Source organism: Acinetobacter sp. YH01009 (assembly GCF_013420765.1).
In the GTDB taxonomy this organism is placed as follows: Bacteria; Pseudomonadota; Gammaproteobacteria; order Pseudomonadales; family Moraxellaceae; genus Acinetobacter; species Acinetobacter amyesii.
Genome location: NZ_VOYE01000007.1, coordinates 1 through 18,801, shown reverse-complemented (window position 1 = coordinate 18,801; position 18,801 = coordinate 1). Strand labels below are relative to the sequence as shown.

Sequence of the window (18,801 nt, the reverse complement as noted above, 5' to 3'; positions counted from 1 at the left end):
GTGCAACCGTTATAAGCCATTTAGCTTTAAATTAATAGCTGTTTTAAAGCTCAAGCTGTTGTAAGAATTGTTGCAAAATAAGGGGAGCAACACGTTCTAAATGAGGTGCATGTTGTTGGCTTTCCATGCGTAAATTTGGGATGTTAATTTGTGCTTTATGCAGTTCACATGTATGCCCAATTAGCCATTTTTCCATGGCCTGTGTTTCTGCTTCAATATGAAACTGTAGAGCTAGAATATTGGGCCCATAGCTAAACGCTTGATTTGGATAAATTGCTGAGCTGGCGAGTAACTGTGCATTTACAGGTAAATCAAAGGTATCACCATGCCAATGCAGTACAGGCACTTGATCTAATGGCGCTAATATATTGTCAGCAATAGCATCAAGTTCTAAGTTACTCCAACCGATTTCTTTGCTATGACCTGCATAAACTTTCGCTCCCAATGCATGCGCAATTAGCTGAGCACCTAAGCAAATGCCTAAAGTCGGTAAATTACTCTCTAAACGTACTTTAAGTAAGTCTATTTCTTTTTGTAGGAAAGGGTAGTCATTAGTTTCATAAACTCCGATCGGGCCGCCCAAAATGATGGTAAGCCCTGTATGTTGCATAGCTTTACTGAGGTCATCGACACCAGCTTCGAAGTATCTCACCCGATAACCCAGTTGATAAAATACATCTTCCAATGAACCCAAATCTTCAAATGCAAGGTGTTGAATGGCGTAAATGGTTTCGTTTAATGCAGTACTCATAGGGATTTTTCAGGATTAAAATTTCAAAATAGAATGTAGCTTGAATTGTCGGAGATTAAAAAGGAAAACTGTAAATTTTTCACAATTGCGAAAAGAGATAAATATAGAAGTTGGCTGAAGCATATTTTTTTTCTTTGAATGATTAGGTTCGATCGTTGAACTTAGCATTTAAAACCTTTGTATTGTGAATTAGGGGATTCCCGAAAGGCTTTATTGGTAAAATTTATGAGAAAAAGTGCATGAAATTTTGATAAAGCTTTGGTTTGCTATAAAAAAAAGATGAAAAACCAATGGAAAAGCGTTTAGAGATGCGTATGATGAAATCTTCGACAAACAACAGTTCATTTTTCTTTTAATATCATCACATAATTAGATAACTGATTTTAAAAGTAAAAAAATATAAGCCAGGGAACTTGTATGCAGTCAAAACATAATCGAGATGCCAGTCTCTTGCATGCGATACATAAAATTTTATTGAAGGAATGGGACCCGTTAGGGATTCGCCGTATTCCTGCTTTACGTGATGAATATGATGATTATTTGCCCAATATTTTTAAATTAATTCAAGAGGATTCAAGTGAATCAGAAATTTTTGAATATTTATGGTGGGTTGAGCAAAAAGTCTTAGAGAAAAAAGGGCAGAAGGAACATACCCTAAAAATTGCGAAAATGTTGAAGGCAATTGAGCGCTAGTCTGCGGTCGTGTGTCGTGTATGCATAAAAAAACCGATACTGACAACGTATCGGTTTTTTATTTTGAATTTCTTAGCAGTCCCTTAGAAACGGTTTAGAATTTCTTTTCTAAGGTAAACATAAAGCTTGGAATGGCTTCATTGATACGAGATTGGTATAGCGCGCCAGAACTTTGTTCTTTTAACACTTCTTTATAATCTGAGCTGAGAATATTACGTGCATTGACCGATGCAGACCAATTTTGGTCGAAGCGTTTAGTAAAACTCACATCCATGTTAACACGTTCATTGCTGGTGCGATTGTACGGTTCGTTGCTCAGTGCACGTGTATATTCAGGGGTGTAATTGAGGTTTACACTTGTTGCAATACGCCACGGTTGATAGTTATAAGATAAACCAGCACTTGCGGTATAAGGTGTAACATCGCTTGCCAAACGATCAGAGCCGTCAGTTTCTTCAATTTTTGCACGTACAGTTGAAAGCTGAGCATTCAACATAAATGAATGACCATTCTCCGTTTGCTTCAGTGCATAACGTCCAGCAATTTCCACACCATAAGTAGTTGCACTGTCTTGGTTATATGGACGTTCGACAAAACGGCAATCGGTATTTCCTGTTTCGCAACGACCGCCTGTAGCATTTTCTGACAGGATCGATTTTTCGATATAGTCATTAATTTCTCGATAATAAGCAGTGATATTTACGCCGCCAGCAGGGGTGTTATAGCCTAAGGTTGTTTCGTAAGCATTAATAGTTTCAGGTCGTAAGTCAGGATTACCACCACGGTCAGGGTTGTTTAGTGTCCCTGCATCGCTATCTGTAGAAATTGAAACAGTCGGCATCAATTGATTACTACGTGGGTTTTTAAAAGCCTGACTCAAATTGGTTTGGAGTGACCATTGGTCATTAAAGTCAAAACGGTGCGCTAATACTGGACTCAAATGCTGATCTTGATAATCCACTAAACCTGAACGATCAATCCACTCTTGGCGTACACCTAGAGTTAAGGTTTGGCGCGGCGTATATTTCCAACTTCCTTCCACATAGGCAGCATACAATTGTTCATCTAAGGTCTCTGCAATATTGCTTTCAAGTTCATTGCTACGTAAATCTGTACCAAATTTTATTTGGCGTTTTGAGTCAAACTTGCGGACACCGTCGTAGCCTAAGCCATATTCATTAATTTTTTCATCAATATATGATTGGGAATCTCTATACTCTGTTAATTCTGTTTCATTTTGCTGCTCGATTGATAAGCGAATTTTGTCGGAATTACCTTGGTCTTTACGCTCATATCGTGTGTTGAGTCGAATGCTGTCATTTTTATCTTTTTGGACTTGGGAGCCACTTGTGCCTTCGCTTTCATTGTTGCGATAAAACATTTCAGCGACCAGTTTTTGTTGATCATCAAGTTGATATTCAACACGTGGGGTTAACATTTGCGACGTACGATTGGTGATGCGTTTTTGAGTTTTCGTTCCTGTTGCATCTTGTGTACGGGTGAGCGTATCTGAGTCATTCCACATTTGGCTCCCAGATAAACTATAGATCCAAGGGTCTGAACGACCATCAATTTGAAAGTTTAAATTGGTGCGTTCTTCTTCACGTGTATTTGACTTCGTCAGACCATAACCAGCACGTACAGATCCACTCAAACGCGTGCCATTCAGTGGTTCTTTTAAAATAATATTGATGACTGCGGAAGAAGCAACCGAGCCTTGAGCGACACTCGGTTGTTTGGTGATTTCAAGGCGTTCGATCATTTCCGGTGTAATGCTATCAACAACTGACATGCCACCACGAGGACCACCTTGTACAGGTTCACCATTGATTAAGAACACGGGTGCACCACCACCACGGAAACGCATGCCGCCAGCACCTGCACCACCACGTGGACCACCGCCAGCACCGGGGAGTTGAAATCCTGCAGCACGACGCAGCGCATCATTGATTGACTGATCGCCAAATTTCAACATTTCATCACGGCTTATAATAGTTTTTGCGACAGCACTGATATCTGGGTCTTTGGGCTTAGTGCTTGCTGTTGGAACTTCAAATGTTAAAGCTTCCATTTGCTGAACTGCTGCAGATTCTTGCGGATTTTGAACAGTATCTGCGGCCCAAATTGATGTTGAGATCGTAAGTAATGCGTAACTTAAGCTGGTCAGTTTGAGTGTGGTGTGCGCGCCGTGCATTATTTGGTTGTCCAAATGTAATTTTGGCAAAGAATAACGGAAAATTATGGAGAAAAATTGAGGAAAATAGCCGAGATGAACATTTCGTTAGATTATTTTTAACAGGTAGACGAAAGGTCATATTGCAATAGGGAAGTTTAAATGGTTGGAAGATAATTCAGGCCTATTAACGTCGCTACAATATAATAAATAACTGAGGTGACGCAGTTACTTTAGAAGTGAGCTTTGCATCAAATAAAAAAAGATATGCGGTAATATCATGCGCAATTGTTTGAGACAGGACGTCTTCTAATCAAAAATGTTTTTGCGATACGTTGAATCATTTGACGGTAGTGAACGCGTTTTGTTGGTGAGGTGCATTGCACCGCAAGATGCTTTCCTTGTGAAGCTTCGAATCTCATTTTGCCGAATGAGAAACAACGTTTCGTAAGCGGACCTCCAGCCGAAGGCTAATCCCTGTATTCAATCCCTCAATGTAAGACTTCGTCGAATAGACTTAAATAATATTTTAAAAATGCGAAATGGCTTTTATGTGCATAACATGAGTAAATACATCTAAAAATAAGCCGTTGAAGAAAAATTTAGACATAAAAAAACCCTCATCTTTCGATGAGGGTTTTTCGTATTCTGGAGCGGGAAAGGAGACTCGAACTCCCGACCCCAACCTTGGCAAGGTTATGCTCTACCAACTGAGCTATTCCCGCAATGAGGTGAATTATAGAGAATTTCACACAACTGTCAACTCTCTATGCTTCTTTTTGCTTAATTAATCAGCACGGCGCCAAATAGTGCCTTGACGAGTATCTTCAAGAACAACCCCTTGATCTAACAAAGATTGACGAATTTCATCTGCTTTGGCAAATTCTTTGGCCTTTTTCGCATCTTTACGTTGTTGAATTAAATCTTCAATTTGCTCTTCAGAGAGACCTAGTGCTTCTTGACCAATATCTGATTTTAAAAATTCATCAACATTGTGCTGAACCAAACCTAAAATATTGGTCAAGTGACGCAATGTCGAATAATACACAGCCGCTTGTTCAGCATTTTCATCTTTTACGGCACGGTTCAATTCTTTGTTGACTTCAAACAATACCGCAATTGCTTCTGCGGTGTTGAAATCATCACGCATAGCGGCATTAAAGCGCTCAACTAAAGCATCATCCAAAGTTTCTACGGTTTTTTCACCATAGACTTGCTGATAAGCTTTAAATGAATGATAGAAACGGGAAAGGGTATTTTTCGCTTCTTTTAAAGCAGTGTCAGAGAAGTTTACTGGGCTACGGTAATGTGATGACACAATAAAGAAGCGAATCACTTCAGGGTGGAATTTATCCATCACATCACGAATAGTGAAGAAGTTACCTAAAGACTTCGACATTTTTTCGCCATCGACATTAATAAAGCCGACATGCATCCAGTAATTAACATACTGTTCGCCAGTAGATGCCTCAGATTGCGCAATTTCATTTTCATGATGCGGGAAAGTTAAGTCTGAACCGCCACCATGAATATCAAAATGGTTGCCTAAGCAGCAGGTCGACATCGCTGAACATTCAATATGCCAGCCCGGACGGCCATTACCCCAAGGTGAAGCCCAAGAAGGTTCATTTTCTTTGGCATGTTTCCAAAGCACGAAGTCAAAAGGATGTTTCTTTTCTACTTCTACATCAACGCGTTCAGAAGCACCAGCCTGCATATCGTCAAGTTTACGACCCGAAAGACGACCATATTTGGCAAACTTTTCAACTTCAAAATAAACATCGCCATTTGCAGATGGGTAGGCTGTACCTTTGTTAACCAAGCTACCAATCATATTCTGCATTTGATCGATATAGTCTGTTGCACGTGGTGCTTCATCAGGTGCTGCACAACCTAAATTGGCAGCATCTTCGTTCATGGCCTTGATAAAGCGATCGGTTAAAGCAGTAATGCTTTCGCCATTTTCATAGGCACGGGCAATGATCTTATCGTCAATATCGGTAATATTGCGAACGTATTTAACGTTCCAGCCCTGACTGCGCAGGAAACGGATAATGTAGTCGAATGCAACCATAACTCGAGCATGACCAATATGACAGTAGTCATACACGGTCATTCCACAGACATACATGTCGATATGTCCTTCTTTACGAGGTACGAATTCTACTTTTTTACGTTGCTCTGAGTTATATAGAACAAAAGGTTGCATAGCTCTTCAAATTGTTTCTACCAAAAGATGGCTCATCTTAACCTAAGCATTTTTTTTCATAAAGTTAAAACCCAAAAAAGCAGATATTTTTTAATGATTGATGTCTTTGCGTTGCTAAAAATAGCGTAGAAGGCTCATTGGGTTCGGGCTGAATCTAATTCGAATACTGAATTTGATTTATCTGTCCGTAAGATAAAAATGAAGAAATGCATCTTTTCTGCATAATTCATGAATTCTTATACATTTGGAAACGTGCTATTTGCATAGATATGATAAAATTGTGAAAATTTTTTATTTTGAAAGTGAGAGCGCACCTCTCACGGCTTAAGGTATAACAACTTTGAATCCACCAAATATGCCGAATCAAGTCGATTTTCAGAAAGTCGCATTAGAAACTTTGCGTATTGAAGAGCATGCTTTACAAGTATTAGCGACGCAAATAGATGATCGTTTTAGCCAAGCCTGCGAAATCATTTTACAGTGCAAAGGGCGTTTAGTGATTACTGGTATGGGCAAATCGGGGCATATCGGTCGTAAAATGGCCGCTACGTTTGCCTCGACAGGTACGCCATCTTTCTTCATGCATCCGGGTGAAGCTGGGCATGGTGATTTGGGCATGTTGGTTAAAGGAGATGTGCTCATTGCAATTTCAAACTCAGGTAAGAGTGATGAAATTATGATGCTCATGCCATTAATCAAACATTTGGGCATTCCTCTAATTACCATGAGTGGCGACAATAAAGGCCCAATGCCACAAAATGCCGATGTCGCATTGACCTTGGGTAATATTCAAGAAGCTTGCCCCTTGGGTCTAGCGCCGACATCAAGTACCACTGCAACATTAGCCTTAGGTGATGCCCTTGCAGTTGCATTATTGGATGCACGTGGCTTTACCTCAGATGATTTTGCACGCTCTCATCCTGCTGGAGCGTTGGGTAAGCGTTTGTTATTGCATGTAAAACATCTCATGCATACAGGTGAAGACTTACCCAAAGTGTCGCCAGAGACACCCATGAATAAAGTTCTGTATGAAATTTCAAATAAACGTTTGGGACTCACCACGATTGTCGATGAAAACGATACATTATTGGGTATCTTTACCGACGGTGACTTACGTCGTTTGATTGATAAACAGCAAGGCTTTGATGTGAATATGAAAGTCTCAGAAGTGATGATTAAAAATCCTTTGACCATTTCACAAGAAGAACGCGCGGTACATGCTTTAGAACGTATGAACGAAAAGAAAATTACACAATTTGTAGTTGTTGATGATGCCAATAAAGTGATTGGGATTATCAGCATGCATGACCTAATTCAGGCTGGGGTAAATTAAGAAAATGGCATCGTATGTATTGCTAGAACAAGCGCGTCACATAGAAGCACTGGTACTGGATGTAGATGGAATTTTAAGTGATGGATTTGTAACGTTGACCAATAGTGGCGATGAAATCAAATCTTTTGATATTCGTGATGGCTTAGGCATGAAGTTGGTGCAAAAAGCGGGTATCAAAGTCATCATTATTACTGGCCGTAAAAGTAATATTGTTGAAAAACGCATGTCTGACTTAGGTGTGGACTTGGTTTTTCAAGGTCGTGAAGATAAAGGCGTTGCCTTGACTGAAGCCTGCGCACAGTTTGGTATTGATCCTTCAGATTGCCTATATATGGGCGATGACTGGCCCGATCTTTCAGCCTTCGCTATTGCGGGGATGAAAGTGACCGTACCAAATGGACATTTAGAAGTACGTCGCCGTGCAGATCTTGTTACGCAGGCGATGGGTGGACGTGGTGCTGTTCGTGAAATCTGCGATATGCTTTTAGTTTCTAAAGGTGTATACCAGGAACTACTTGAAAAATATGCAAGTGCACCTTATTAATAAATTGATGCAGTCACTGGATTGAATCTCCGCTTATGGATACTAAAGTTTTATACGTGACAGCTGTGGTCATTGCTGCAGTAAGCGGTGGTTTTTACTATTTCGGTGGAAAGGGTAATAAGCTTCAGGCGGACTCTTCGAAAAGTATGACTTACTCAGCTGAAAACATTAACCTGACGCAGACTGATGAGCAGGGAAAATTGCATATTCGTGCGCAAGTCGATCGACTTGAGCAGGATTTGCAAAAGCAAACTTCTCATTTGGTGAATCTGAAAGCATCGACCTATCAGGATGGTGCTGTCGATGCCACGTTCTTTGCCAAACAAGCCAATGGTATGGATGATAACCAAAAAATCGTACTGAGTGACAATGTGGTTGCAACAAAATTGATGCGTGAAGGGCAAATGGAGTTTCGTACTGAGGAACTAACTGCTTTTCCAAAACAGCGTGAAATAGAAACGGACAAGACTGTAACGGTGATTTCACCACAAGCCGAATTTGTCAGCCAAGGTTTAAAAGCAAATTTAAACGACGGTCAATACGAATTTTTTAATATTCGAGGAAAGTATGAACCATAATTTTAATCGAAAAACTGCAAAAACTTTCCTAAAACGTACAGCGCTACTCGGTTCACTGGCGTTATGTTCAGTTGCAGCTTTTGCTTTGCCTTCAGACCGTAATCAACCAATTTCACTGGTTGCTGATCGTGCAACATTTAATGAAAAGACCGGGATTACGACGTATACCGGTAATGTCATCATTGAACAGGGTTCGATGAAGCTTCAGGCAAACTCAATCGTTGCGAACTTAAACAGCAAAAAAGAGATCAGTACGATTACAGCAACGGGTGGGCCAGCACATTTCCAACAAAAAACTGACCCTGCCAAAGGCTATGCAAAAGGCCAAGCTCAGAAAATCGTCTATAATGCTGAAACGGGTATTATCACCATGACGGGTGGTGCTTTGTTACAACAAGATGGTGCAAGTATTCGGGGTAATAGCCTGAAATACAGTATGAATAAAGGCGATATCGTTGCTGAAGGTACGCCAAATAAATCTGGATCTTCTTCAGGTCGTGTTCAAATCGTGATTCCACCGTCAAGCACTAAGTCCTTCCCAGGAGCACGTGATTAATGGAGCAAACCTCGCAAGTTCAAACTTTATGTATTAAACATTTAGCCAAAAACTATAGTAAACGTTGGGTGGTAAAGGATGTATCCTTTAGCATGCAAAGTGGTCAAATTGTGGGTTTACTTGGTCCAAATGGTGCAGGTAAAACCACAAGTTTCTATATGGTTGTTGGCCTAGTGCGTATGGATAAAGGTGAGATTCATTTAGATGATCTTGATTTGTCTGACTTGGCAATGCATGAGCGCGCACGTAAAGGTATTGGTTATCTACCTCAAGAAGCATCTATTTTTAGAAAATTAACCATTTCTGAAAATATCATGTCGATTTTAGAAACCCGTAAAGATCTAAATAAGCAACAACGTCAGCAACGTTTAACGGAATTGCTTGCCGACTTTAAAATCACACACATCAAAGATTCTCTTGGTATGAGTGTGTCGGGTGGTGAGCGTCGTCGTGCGGAAATTGCGCGTGCGTTAGCGGCAGACCCTAAATTTATGTTGCTAGATGAACCTTTTGCAGGGGTCGATCCTATTTCAGTGGGTGATATTAAAGACATTATCCGAACATTGAAAGATCGTGGTATTGGCGTATTAATTACAGATCATAATGTGCGTGAAACCCTTGCGATTTGTGAGCATGCTTATATCGTGAGCGAAGGTTCAGTGATTGCAGAAGGTACTCCAGAAGAAGTCCTTGCAGATGAAACGGTACGTAAAGTTTATCTTGGTGATGATTTTACCGTTTAATTGAATAATATAAGAAATTTCCCGTTGAATGGCGCTAGTTTCATTCAGCGGGTTTATGTTATTGTCTGAAATGACAAAAACTGAGCGATTAATCTAAAAAATTAACAAGAATTCAGTATACTTTAAACTAAAAATACGACCTGCAAAAATCATGCGATTACGAAAGATGAATGGTCTTCAATCAAGCCTCCAGTATTGGGGGCTTTTTTGTGGATGTAAGTCTTTCAAAAAACGCTATAATATCCGTTGATAGAGGATCTAAAGACGTTATGCCATTTACACTCGCCGCACAGTTTGAATATGAAGAAGACATTAAAAAAAGTCGTTTTCAAGCCATCGCAGTTCCTGTGGAAAATGAACAAGCCGTTAAAGAATTTCTCGAAGCCAATAAAGATATCTCAACAACACATCAGTGTTGGGCATGGAAAATTGGACATACCGTACGTTTTAATGATGATGGTGAGCCTTCAGGCACAGCAGGTCGGCCCATTCTAGCAACCATAGAAGGGAATGACCTAACCAACGTGTTGGTCTTGGTTAATCGTTGGTATGGTGGAATTAAGCTCGGGACAGGGGGATTGGTACGTGCCTATGGTGGCTGTGCAGGTCAATGCCTTTTACAAGCTGAAAAAATTGAACTTATTGAGAAGAAAAAAGTGCAATTTAGTTGTCAGTTTAATGAATGGGCAATTTTCCAATATGAACTCAATCAGCAGCAAATTGAATTTCAGGAAGAATATACAGCGCAGGGCGTAAATGTACTTGCATCATTGCAAATTCATCAAATCCAACCGCTACAGTTAAAGATTCAAGATGTAACTCGCGGACGTGAACAATTGCATATCGTTGAGGCTGCTGAAGATGAATGAACAAGATCCATTATTGAAATATCGAGAGCAACATAAGCATCGTCTGAATTATATGCCTTGGTTGTATTGGTCACTCAAACCGAAAAATCGTGGTTGGGCTGAAGCTTGGCAACAGGAATATCAAGACTATCTCAAATCGATGGAAACTGTGGAAATTGGTGAAAATTGTTTTATATCGCCATTGGCTCATATTTTTGCTGAACCGGGACGTAAGATTGTCATTGGAGATAACAGCTTTATCGCTGCAGATTGCACCCTGCATGGCCCAATAGAAATAGGGAATGAAGTGGCTATCAATCATCACTGTATTTTAGATGGTGGGCGAGTGGGCATCAAAATTCACGATCAGGTTCGTATAGCGGCATATTGCCATTTATACGCTTTTGATCATGGAATGGATGTCAATCAACCGATCTATCAGCAGGCTGTACGATCACAAGGGATTGAGATAGAGCGTGATGTTTGGCTAGGTGCGCATGTTGGAATCAAGGATGGCATTCACATTGCTGAGCAGGCTGTAGTCGGCATGAACAGTATGGTGACGAAAAATGTCGAAGCGCGCGCAATCATTGCGGGAAATCCTGCAAAATTCATTCGATATCGTGAATAAATAATCGCCAAATAGGTCATAAATATTTTTTATGCTTACACAAATGCATGCACAGTGAAACAGAGTTGTGATAAGTTAAAAATAACAAACAACATTTTATAGCCAAGCAATAATAAAACGAGGGCTAATCATGAAACGAGTTATCGCCTGTATCGACTCTTCTCCATGCATTAATGCACTAGCTGATGCTGCTGCTTGGGTTGCTAAACAAACTCACCGCGAGTTGGTTTTACTGCAAATACTTGATTACTATCCGGCAAGTTATCACTTAGGTGAAATCAGTGGCGTGATTGGATTTGAAAGTAATGCCATGCTCTTAAAAGAACTCGCGGAGTTAGAACAAAAACAAAGTGATTTAGCGCTAGATTATAGTAATAACTTGCTCAAACACATTTCTGAAATGATCCAAGATAAGCATGGGATTCAAACCACCCATATTCAGGAAAAGGGTGACTTCTTAGAGCAAAGTTTTAATATTTTGCAAGATGACGATATTGTTTTAATTGGTCGCGTTGGTGAACGTTCAGCAGAGCGTAATAAGCCGCTGGGTAGTAATGTTGAAAACTTTATTCGTGGTGCAAGTTGTACAGTTATGACCGTAGGACCAACGTTTAAACCACCGACTCGCTTTATTTTTGCCTATGAATATTCGCCTAAATGCGTTGAGTTAATGAAGCGTGTGGCACAAAGTGATCTACTCAAACTCTTACAATGTCATTTGGTTTATGTTGGAGATCACCCACAAATCTTGGATGATCCAAAAAATTATTTAACCAATGCCGGTCTAGATGTGGTGACGGAATACCGTTATGGCGATGTTTCGGAAAATATTCTGGACTATCAACAAGAGCATGGCATTCAGTTAATCGTACTTGGCGCTTTTAGCCACAGTAAAATCCATCAGTTCTTCTTGGGCAGTATCACCACCAGTATTTTCAGAAATTCGAGTGTTCCAATGTTGGTTGTAAAATAAGTTGAGCAAACGAACAGAGTTGATTTAATAGACGGACAATTACGAGTAAATAAATAATAAGTTGTTGATTTAAAAATAATCAGAGTTATCCTCAAAAATTGTGGATAACTCTGTGTGTAGTATTCGTAGGTAATTGTTTTTAAAATAAAATATTGTATTGATTGTTTTTTATACCTTTATTCGAGGTGTTTAAAAAACACCTCGATTGAGATTATTTAACGATTGCAATCGCAAAACCATCATGACCTTTACAACCTACAGTTTGAAGTGCCGTGCAGGATAAAATTTTCGGATGATTTTGCATAGCTTTGAACATATCACGAATACCTTCAATGCTTGGTTTATGGTTTTCAGCATTCAGAATCTCACCTGCACGAATCACATTGTCTAAAACAATCACTGTACCTGAATGAGATAAATTTAAGCTTAATTCTAAATATTCAGGGTAGCTCTGTTTGTCTGCATCGACAAAAATAAAGTCAAAAGGTTCGGTATCTTCAGGAAGGGCACGTAAAATATCTGCCGCACGACCACATTTCAGTTCTATCGTTTGTGCAAGCTTTGCATTATCAATATTTTCTTGACCGAGGGCAGCATGTGTATCACGACCTTCAATGGTCAGAATGTAACCATCTTCAGGTAATGCACGTGCTAACCACATGGTGCTATAGGCTGCAAAAGTTCCAAGTTCTAAAACGCGTTTACACTTGTTCATTTGGATTAACATTTGAAGCAGCATGCCTTGATTAGCCGCTACAGCAAGATGATCAGGAAAGCCACGTTCATCTGTATGTTGAAGTGTTTGAGTCAGTATTGGATCTTCAGGAATTAAATGTGAATCGATGTAAGCATCAATGTCTGTCCACATTTGTTGCATGTTGTCGCACCTCGTGATTGATGCAAGCATTTTAAACCTTTCCACTAACATCGCAATTTATTGTTCTGTATTTGCATATTTTATGTACAAAAAAGACCTCCAAAGAGGTCTTGATATGATGATGTAATGTTTTAGTAATTACACATTGATGAGCGACTTGAGTGATCAGGCCCCCAAGTACGGTAGCCTTGAGTATCAATATGAATTTGTCCGCTGGCATATAAACCTAATCCCATATTGAGACTCTGCCCGTGTTGTGACCAAAATTGGCATAAACGGAACTTGGTATTTTCAATATAACTGTAGTCTTCGGGCTGCGGGTACGCAGGTCCAATACGGAAATCAATCGCCGAGTTATATAGGTGACGAGATGAACTTGCACCACCGGCACATTGGTTCAAAGGCAAATCACGATAAACCGAAGTCACTTCAAAGTCCGTTAAGATATTGGCCGCAACTAAATATTTAAAGACACGTAAAGTTGCAATTTGGTTCTGCCATAATTCACGGTTAGGCACCATATATTCTGAGCGACCACATTTTTGCCAATCACGTGCAGTACGCATCAGCTCAAATGAAGGGATGATATTGCCTACACCATTTTTCTCTAAAAAGACTTCATAGTCTCGGACACGACGTAAATTATCAACAGACGCGACCCATGAGTTGTATGCATAAGGCACCACTTTAGGCGGGGCTTGTCTGATGGTCGTCACTTTTTCTTGAGGTATGTAAATACGTTTACCGTCGGGAGTTGTAATAGTGTGACCTTGTTTTTGTGGTGTAGTTGTACAACCAATGAAAACAAGAGGGAATATTGCAACGGACAATAATCCCTTGAGTAAATGCTTCATTATAGAAATCAATTATTTATAAACTCGTTCTATTTTAATCCAATTTGATTGAGAAAATTTGAATAATTTGCAATGAAATGTGTGCTTTAAGTATAAAAAAAGATCAGCATGTGCTGATCTTTTCATGAAAGCGTAAAATTACTTTTCAAGATATTGTAATTTATCAGCTTTACCGTTCCATTCTTCACGGTCGGCAGGTTGATCACCAATTTGAGTGATGTTCGGCCATTTTTGAGAAAGTTCAGTATTAAGTTCGATAAAAACTTCTTGACCTTCAGGTAACTCATCTTCAGAGAAAATCGCGTTAGCTGGACACTCAGGTTCACATAGCGCACAGTCGATACATTCATCTGGATTAATAACAAGGAAGTTTGGACCTTCATAGAAACAGTCAACAGGGCAAACTTCTACGCAGTCTTGATATTTACATTTAATACAGTTTTCAGTGACAACAAAGGTCATGGCGACAGCTACCTAAAAAATATGGTTCTAATAAACTAATGGTGTATTTTAGGCAAAAAATAGGGTAACTAACAATTCCTTTTATTGATAATTATTATATGCAGTGCTGTTAAAATCACTAAAAACTGAACAATTTATGTAAATTTCACAATGAATGAGAATCATACTCAAAAACTAATTAAATTACATCTGTTTATCGAACAATATTTTTAATGTGTATTTTAAGCATGAAACATTTAACAACATTAATTTTTTATCAATTTATTGCTGAATAGCCGCAGTAGTAGATAGCAAATATTTACTAATTTACGCGTTTGAATGGTGTCAATGCAAAGAACACCTTCATAGGTGTTCTTAGCATATCTCATCTATCGCTTCTGCTAAATTTAGATCTTAAGTAAATCCTTTAAGGCGTAAAGCTGTTGTAGTGCTTCGCGTGGACTTAAGTTATCTACATCTAAATCTGCTAAGGCATCAAGTACGGGCGATGTTTTTTCAACTTCCACCACGCGTTCAATGACTTCGGGCTCTGTGAGTGCCGAGAATAGATCGGTTTGTACAGCAGTATTGAGTTGCTGTTTTTGCTGAGTTTCTAAAATACGAAGTCGGTTTTGCGCTTCTTTGATCACTGCTGCGGGAATACCCGCAAGCTTTGCCACCTGTAGACCATGACTTTGACTCGCCGGGCCTTGTTGGACTTTATGTAATAGGATCAAGTTGCCATTTAGCTCACGAGCAGTTACATGATAGTTATCTATATTGGCGTCTTTGCCTAACTCGGTGAGCTCAAAATAATGCGTTGCAAATAGGCATAAACATTTAATGCGACGGGTGAGATCGAGCACACATGCCCACGCCAAAGATAAGCCATCATAGGTACTCGTACCACGTCCGACTTCATCCATCAGTACCAATGATTGATTGGTCGCATGATGTAGAATCTGTGAGGTTTCAGTCATTTCCACCATGAAGGTTGATTTACCAGTAGACAAGTCGTCTGCAGATCCTATACGGGTAAATATCCGATCGATCGGCCCTAATACGGCAGATTGGGCAGGGACAAAGCTACCACAGTAAGCTAATAAGCTGATTAAGGCAGTTTGGCGCATAAAGGTCGATTTACCGCCCATATTTGGCCCTGTGATAATCGCCATGCGGTGATTAAAGTCCAAACTGGTATCATTTGGAGTAAATGCTGATTTGCTCAGAGATTCCACAACTGGGTGACGTCCGGCTTTGATTTTGATCCCAACTTCAGGGCTATATTCAGGACGTGACCAATTGCGTAATCGCGCTTGATGGGCAAAATTGGCCAATAAATCAATTTGCGCTATAGCGGCGCTCATCATTTGTAAGTTGCCAATATCTGCACGTAATTCATCGAGTAATAGTTCAAAAAGCATTTTTTCGCGCGCTAATGCACGTGACTCACTCGAAAGCACCTTATCTTCAAAAGATTTCAGCTCAGGGGTAATGTAGCGTTCCGCATTTTTTAGGGTTTGGCGGCGAATATAATGATCAGGTGCTTGCTCAGCCTGCGCGCGAGTGAGTTCAATATAGTAGCCACTGACACGGTTATAGCCAATTTTTAAGGTTGAAATTCCGGTTTGTTCACGCTCTTTGATTTCGAGATCGATGAGGAATTGTCCTGCATGGTCACGAATTTTACGCAGTTCATCGAGTTCAGTGTCGAAACCCTCGGCAATCACATTACCATCACGTAAAAGCACTGGCGGGTTTTCTACGATGGCAGACATGAGACGCTCATGTAAGCCGTGAAAATCACCCATTTCATCATTTAACTGAGCAATGAGCTTAGATTGGTGTGACTGAATGATCGGTTCAAGTGCATGTCGAAGATAGGGAATTTGTGCACAAGTTTGACGTAACTGAACTAGGTCTCGTGGACGAGCACTGCCGAGAGCTACACGAGATAGCACACGTTCAATATCACCAATTTCTTTGAGAACTAAGCGGATCGGAGACTCATGATAGCCTTGCAGCATCGCTTGTGATGCATCTAAACGTGCATCCAATAAAGCGGTATCTCGTAAAGGCTGCATTAAGGTACGACTTAATAAACGGCCACCCATAGCAGTTTGGCAATCATTGATTAGTTGGAACAGGGAAGTACCATGTTCAAATAGGGGATCAATCAGTTCCAAGTTACGACGAGTGACGGGGTCGAGCGCCACGAAATCACTACTTTGTTCAAGTTGAATGCTGCGGATATGTGGTAAAGCAGTTTTTTGAGTCACTTTTGCATAGTGAATCAAAGCCGCTGCGGCAGCTTTCGCCAAAGGTAAATGGTCAATACCAAAACCTGAAAGTGTGGCAACTGCAAATTGGTCACACAGCGTTTTTTGTGCGTTATTTAAATTGAAGTCAACGTTTGGACGTTTAGTGACAGGGCAGTCTAATTGACGTTTAATTTGCTCGACAATATTCGGATCAATAAGATCTTCATCAATCAAAATTTCGCTCGGCATTAAACGAGAAAGTTCGATTGCCAATTGTTCCAGTTGATAGTCCATTTGCTGAACTTTGAAAATACCTGCACTGAGGTCTAGTAAAGCAATCCCGATTTGATTTTGTTGTAAGCAGATCGCGACTAAATTTGAACTTTGATGGGAGGCAATCAGTGCATCGTCCGTTAATGTCCCCGGGGTAATGATACGGACAATTCCGCGCTCAACCGGCCCTTTGCCTGTCACTTCACCAATTTGCTCGCAGATCACCACCGTTTCACCTTTTTTTACAAGGCGGGCTAAATAGCCTTCAGCAGCATGGTATGGGACACCAGCCATAGGAATAGGTTCACCATTGGCTTTACCACGATGTGTTAGTGTAATTCCTAAAAGTTTTGCTGCTTTATGCGCATCTTCAAAAAAGAGCTCATAAAAATCACCCATCCGATAAAACATCAATGAATGCGGATTTTGCATTTTGACTGACATGTACTGTTGCATCATCGGAGTCAGGGTTGAAAGGTCAACTTTGGAATTATCAGCTTGCATGAAACGAAATACCTTAAAATAAAAATTTGTGCGCTGCTAAACGAAAAACACTGTTTTGATGGAAATTGAATTTAGAAAAAGTCCTTATATTTATATTGTCTCTTCATTCAAAACCACAGGTGTACGTTAACAAATCGTATTGCTGATTCTAGCAAAAAAAGTGGTAGGAAAATGCCAGAAAAGGTTTGTCTGCATGTAAAAAAAGCAGTCAAAATATTATTTATAAACGCTAAAAAGTCTGTGTGTAAATTCAACAATGGATAAATTAACAAAGCGATAAACTGACTCAAACATCAAGCTGCGCTTCAGCCTGAGCTAATCGATATTGGTTGCGACCGCTGCCTTTTGCAAGGTAAAGCGCTTGATCGGCAGCCAATATAAATTTTTGAATTTTATCAGATTTAGATGGAATGATCGTTTCCGTACCGATGCTAATCGTCACAAATTTAGACATATGGCTGGCTGGATGTGGAAGTTCGAGTGATTAAATTCTGCGTAATAAATCGGTTGCCAAAGGTTCAATTTTCAGCTTCAGTTAACACCCTAAAGAGGAGTAAAAACTCTTCGCTGCCATAGTGTGCAGCTAACTCACCATTTCGATTGGTGATTTGAGACAAAACCTCAGTAATTTGTGTGAGGCAGATGTCACGCGCCTGATGACCTAAATGATCATTTTAATTTCAAAAAAATTGATATCGATCACCATGATGCTTAAAGGCTGTTGATGGCGTAGGGCATAATGCCATAGCTGTTCTAAAGCTCCTTATAACGGACGACGGTTTGCTAGCCCAGTCAGTGGGTTATGTTCTACCAACCCGCAACCATGGCAATATAAAAACGCATACCAACAAAGGCATAGATGATGACCAAGGCATACTTCATGGCTGCATGTAATAGCGCATCATTGTGATCATTACAAATCATAGTAAAGATGATAAATATGATCGCAACAGCGCACATCGAGCCTAGACAAGTATAAACATTAAAATAAGGGTTTAATGCGGAAAAAAAGATAAATCCCATGCAATCAGAATGATAAACACTACCCAAATATACAGAGGAATCTACAAAACTGCGTTATGGAATCACTTGATAAATCCCCGTACATGACAGGGCATACAGGAGAAAAATAATGATTCCGCGAAAACGAAATTCTTTCGCCACTTCATCACGGTAGAGCGGTTGATAAATGGATTATAAACTTGACGTAATATATACTTTATTCAATATAGTTATGATTTAACCCCAATTTCGTCTAGATGAAGGGACTTAAAGCCTTATAATTTCATAATTCGATATGCTCATAAAAAATCAGGAAATGGGCATAATATTTTGTCTTTATTTTACAATAATTTATCTCCAATATAAGGTTTATGTAAAGTTTAACGAGTGCCTTTGAGTTTTAAAATAATTAAAAAAAAGCTTATATAATCCGAATCCTTTTTAAGCCAATGACTGCATAATTTGAATTGTGGGCTTATGCTGCTGAGTTAATTGGTATGCACATAGTGATGCGTAAATACCACTTAAAAAGCCTGAGATACTTCTAGCTCTACTCG

At 39.8% G+C, this 18,801-nt stretch carries 16 protein-coding genes, 1 tRNA gene and 3 pseudogenes; 9 read left to right on the top strand and 11 right to left on the bottom strand.

Annotation, left to right across the window (positions count from 1 at the left end; translation table 11 throughout):
• Positions 1-43 precede the first annotated feature (43 nt).
• The gene (locus FTT76_RS08665; protein WP_180007746.1) at positions 44-751 is read right to left on the bottom strand and encodes a glutamine amidotransferase; all 708 of its coding nucleotides are present in this window, start codon (positions 749-751) and stop codon (positions 44-46) included.
• Positions 752-1,168: 417 nt separating this feature from the next.
• Between FTT76_RS08665 and FTT76_RS08660 the strand changes: the two genes are divergently transcribed.
• Positions 1,169-1,444, top strand: a complete 276-nt coding sequence (locus tag FTT76_RS08660; RefSeq protein WP_078193570.1) for a hypothetical protein — start codon at positions 1,169-1,171, stop codon at positions 1,442-1,444.
• A 94-nt stretch (positions 1,445-1,538) separates the two neighbouring features.
• On the opposite strand, the gene FTT76_RS08655 is transcribed toward FTT76_RS08660, so the two are convergent.
• The 3 genes from FTT76_RS08655 to cysS all read right to left on the bottom strand — a co-directional run bounded on the left by FTT76_RS08655 (position 1,539) and on the right by cysS (position 5,826).
• Entirely contained in the window at positions 1,539-3,638 is a 2,100-nt protein-coding gene (locus FTT76_RS08655) for a TonB-dependent siderophore receptor (RefSeq protein ID WP_180007747.1), read from the bottom strand.
• Between the two features lie 628 nt (positions 3,639-4,266).
• Positions 4,267-4,342 (bottom strand) — tRNA-Gly (locus FTT76_RS08650).
• A gap of 62 nt (positions 4,343-4,404) precedes the next feature.
• The gene (gene cysS / locus FTT76_RS08645; RefSeq protein WP_180007748.1) at positions 4,405-5,826 is read right to left on the bottom strand and encodes a cysteine--tRNA ligase; all 1,422 of its coding nucleotides are present in this window, start codon (positions 5,824-5,826) and stop codon (positions 4,405-4,407) included.
• 355 nt (positions 5,827-6,181) lie between these two features.
• On the opposite strand from cysS, the gene FTT76_RS08640 reads away from it, so the two are divergent.
• The 8 genes from FTT76_RS08640 to FTT76_RS08605 all read left to right on the top strand — a co-directional run bounded on the left by FTT76_RS08640 (position 6,182) and on the right by FTT76_RS08605 (position 12,032).
• Positions 6,182-7,159 (top strand): SIS domain-containing protein, encoded by a 978-nt coding sequence (locus tag FTT76_RS08640; protein ID WP_168377848.1) that lies wholly within the window; start codon positions 6,182-6,184, stop codon positions 7,157-7,159.
• A 4-nt stretch (positions 7,160-7,163) separates the two neighbouring features.
• On the top strand, positions 7,164-7,703 hold the full coding sequence (locus tag FTT76_RS08635) for an HAD family hydrolase (protein ID WP_078188762.1): 540 nt from the start codon (positions 7,164-7,166) through the stop codon (positions 7,701-7,703).
• Between the two features lie 35 nt (positions 7,704-7,738).
• Entirely contained in the window at positions 7,739-8,281 is a 543-nt protein-coding gene (gene lptC, locus FTT76_RS08630; protein WP_180007749.1) for an LPS export ABC transporter periplasmic protein LptC, read from the top strand.
• Entirely contained in the window at positions 8,271-8,837 is a 567-nt protein-coding gene (gene lptA / locus FTT76_RS08625) for a lipopolysaccharide transport periplasmic protein LptA (RefSeq protein WP_111883783.1), read from the top strand. Before lptC ends, lptA begins: the two co-directional genes overlap by 11 nt.
• Entirely contained in the window at positions 8,837-9,580 is a 744-nt protein-coding gene (gene lptB, locus FTT76_RS08620; protein WP_078188759.1) for an LPS export ABC transporter ATP-binding protein, read from the top strand. Before lptA ends, lptB begins: the two co-directional genes overlap by 1 nt.
• 269 nt (positions 9,581-9,849) lie before the next feature.
• Positions 9,850-10,449, top strand: a complete 600-nt coding sequence (locus tag FTT76_RS08615) for a YigZ family protein (protein WP_078193561.1) — start codon at positions 9,850-9,852, stop codon at positions 10,447-10,449.
• Positions 10,442-11,059: a DapH/DapD/GlmU-related protein gene (locus FTT76_RS08610; protein WP_180007750.1), complete on the top strand. Its 618-nt coding sequence runs from the start codon at positions 10,442-10,444 to the stop codon at positions 11,057-11,059. Before FTT76_RS08615 ends, FTT76_RS08610 begins: the two co-directional genes overlap by 8 nt.
• A 130-nt stretch (positions 11,060-11,189) precedes the next feature.
• Positions 11,190-12,032, top strand: a complete 843-nt coding sequence (locus tag FTT76_RS08605) for a universal stress protein (RefSeq protein ID WP_180007751.1) — start codon at positions 11,190-11,192, stop codon at positions 12,030-12,032.
• 211 nt (positions 12,033-12,243) lie between these two features.
• On the opposite strand, the gene FTT76_RS08600 is transcribed toward FTT76_RS08605, so the two are convergent.
• From FTT76_RS08600 to FTT76_RS08575, 7 genes and pseudogenes are all read right to left on the bottom strand, one after another.
• Positions 12,244-12,909, bottom strand: a complete 666-nt coding sequence (locus tag FTT76_RS08600) for an O-methyltransferase (protein WP_078193558.1) — start codon at positions 12,907-12,909, stop codon at positions 12,244-12,246.
• A 131-nt stretch (positions 12,910-13,040) separates the two neighbouring features.
• Positions 13,041-13,763 (bottom strand): D-Ala-D-Ala carboxypeptidase family metallohydrolase, encoded by a 723-nt coding sequence (locus FTT76_RS08595; protein ID WP_078188751.1) that lies wholly within the window; start codon positions 13,761-13,763, stop codon positions 13,041-13,043.
• A 138-nt stretch (positions 13,764-13,901) separates the two neighbouring features.
• A complete protein-coding gene (gene fdxA / locus FTT76_RS08590; protein ID WP_004651686.1) occupies positions 13,902-14,225 on the bottom strand; it encodes a ferredoxin FdxA in 324 nt (107 codons plus the stop codon).
• Between the two features lie 386 nt (positions 14,226-14,611).
• Positions 14,612-17,242, bottom strand: a complete 2,631-nt coding sequence (mutS, locus tag FTT76_RS08585) for a DNA mismatch repair protein MutS (RefSeq protein ID WP_180007752.1) — start codon at positions 17,240-17,242, stop codon at positions 14,612-14,614.
• A gap of 286 nt (positions 17,243-17,528) precedes the next feature.
• Positions 17,529-17,711: pseudogene (locus tag FTT76_RS17655) on the bottom strand (diguanylate cyclase domain-containing protein); the annotation flags it as partial.
• A 49-nt stretch (positions 17,712-17,760) separates the two neighbouring features.
• A pseudogene (locus tag FTT76_RS17650) lies at positions 17,761-17,904 on the bottom strand (diguanylate cyclase domain-containing protein); the annotation flags it as partial.
• Between the two features lie 781 nt (positions 17,905-18,685).
• Positions 18,686-18,801 (bottom strand): annotated as a pseudogene (locus FTT76_RS08575) (IS982 family transposase); the annotation flags it as partial.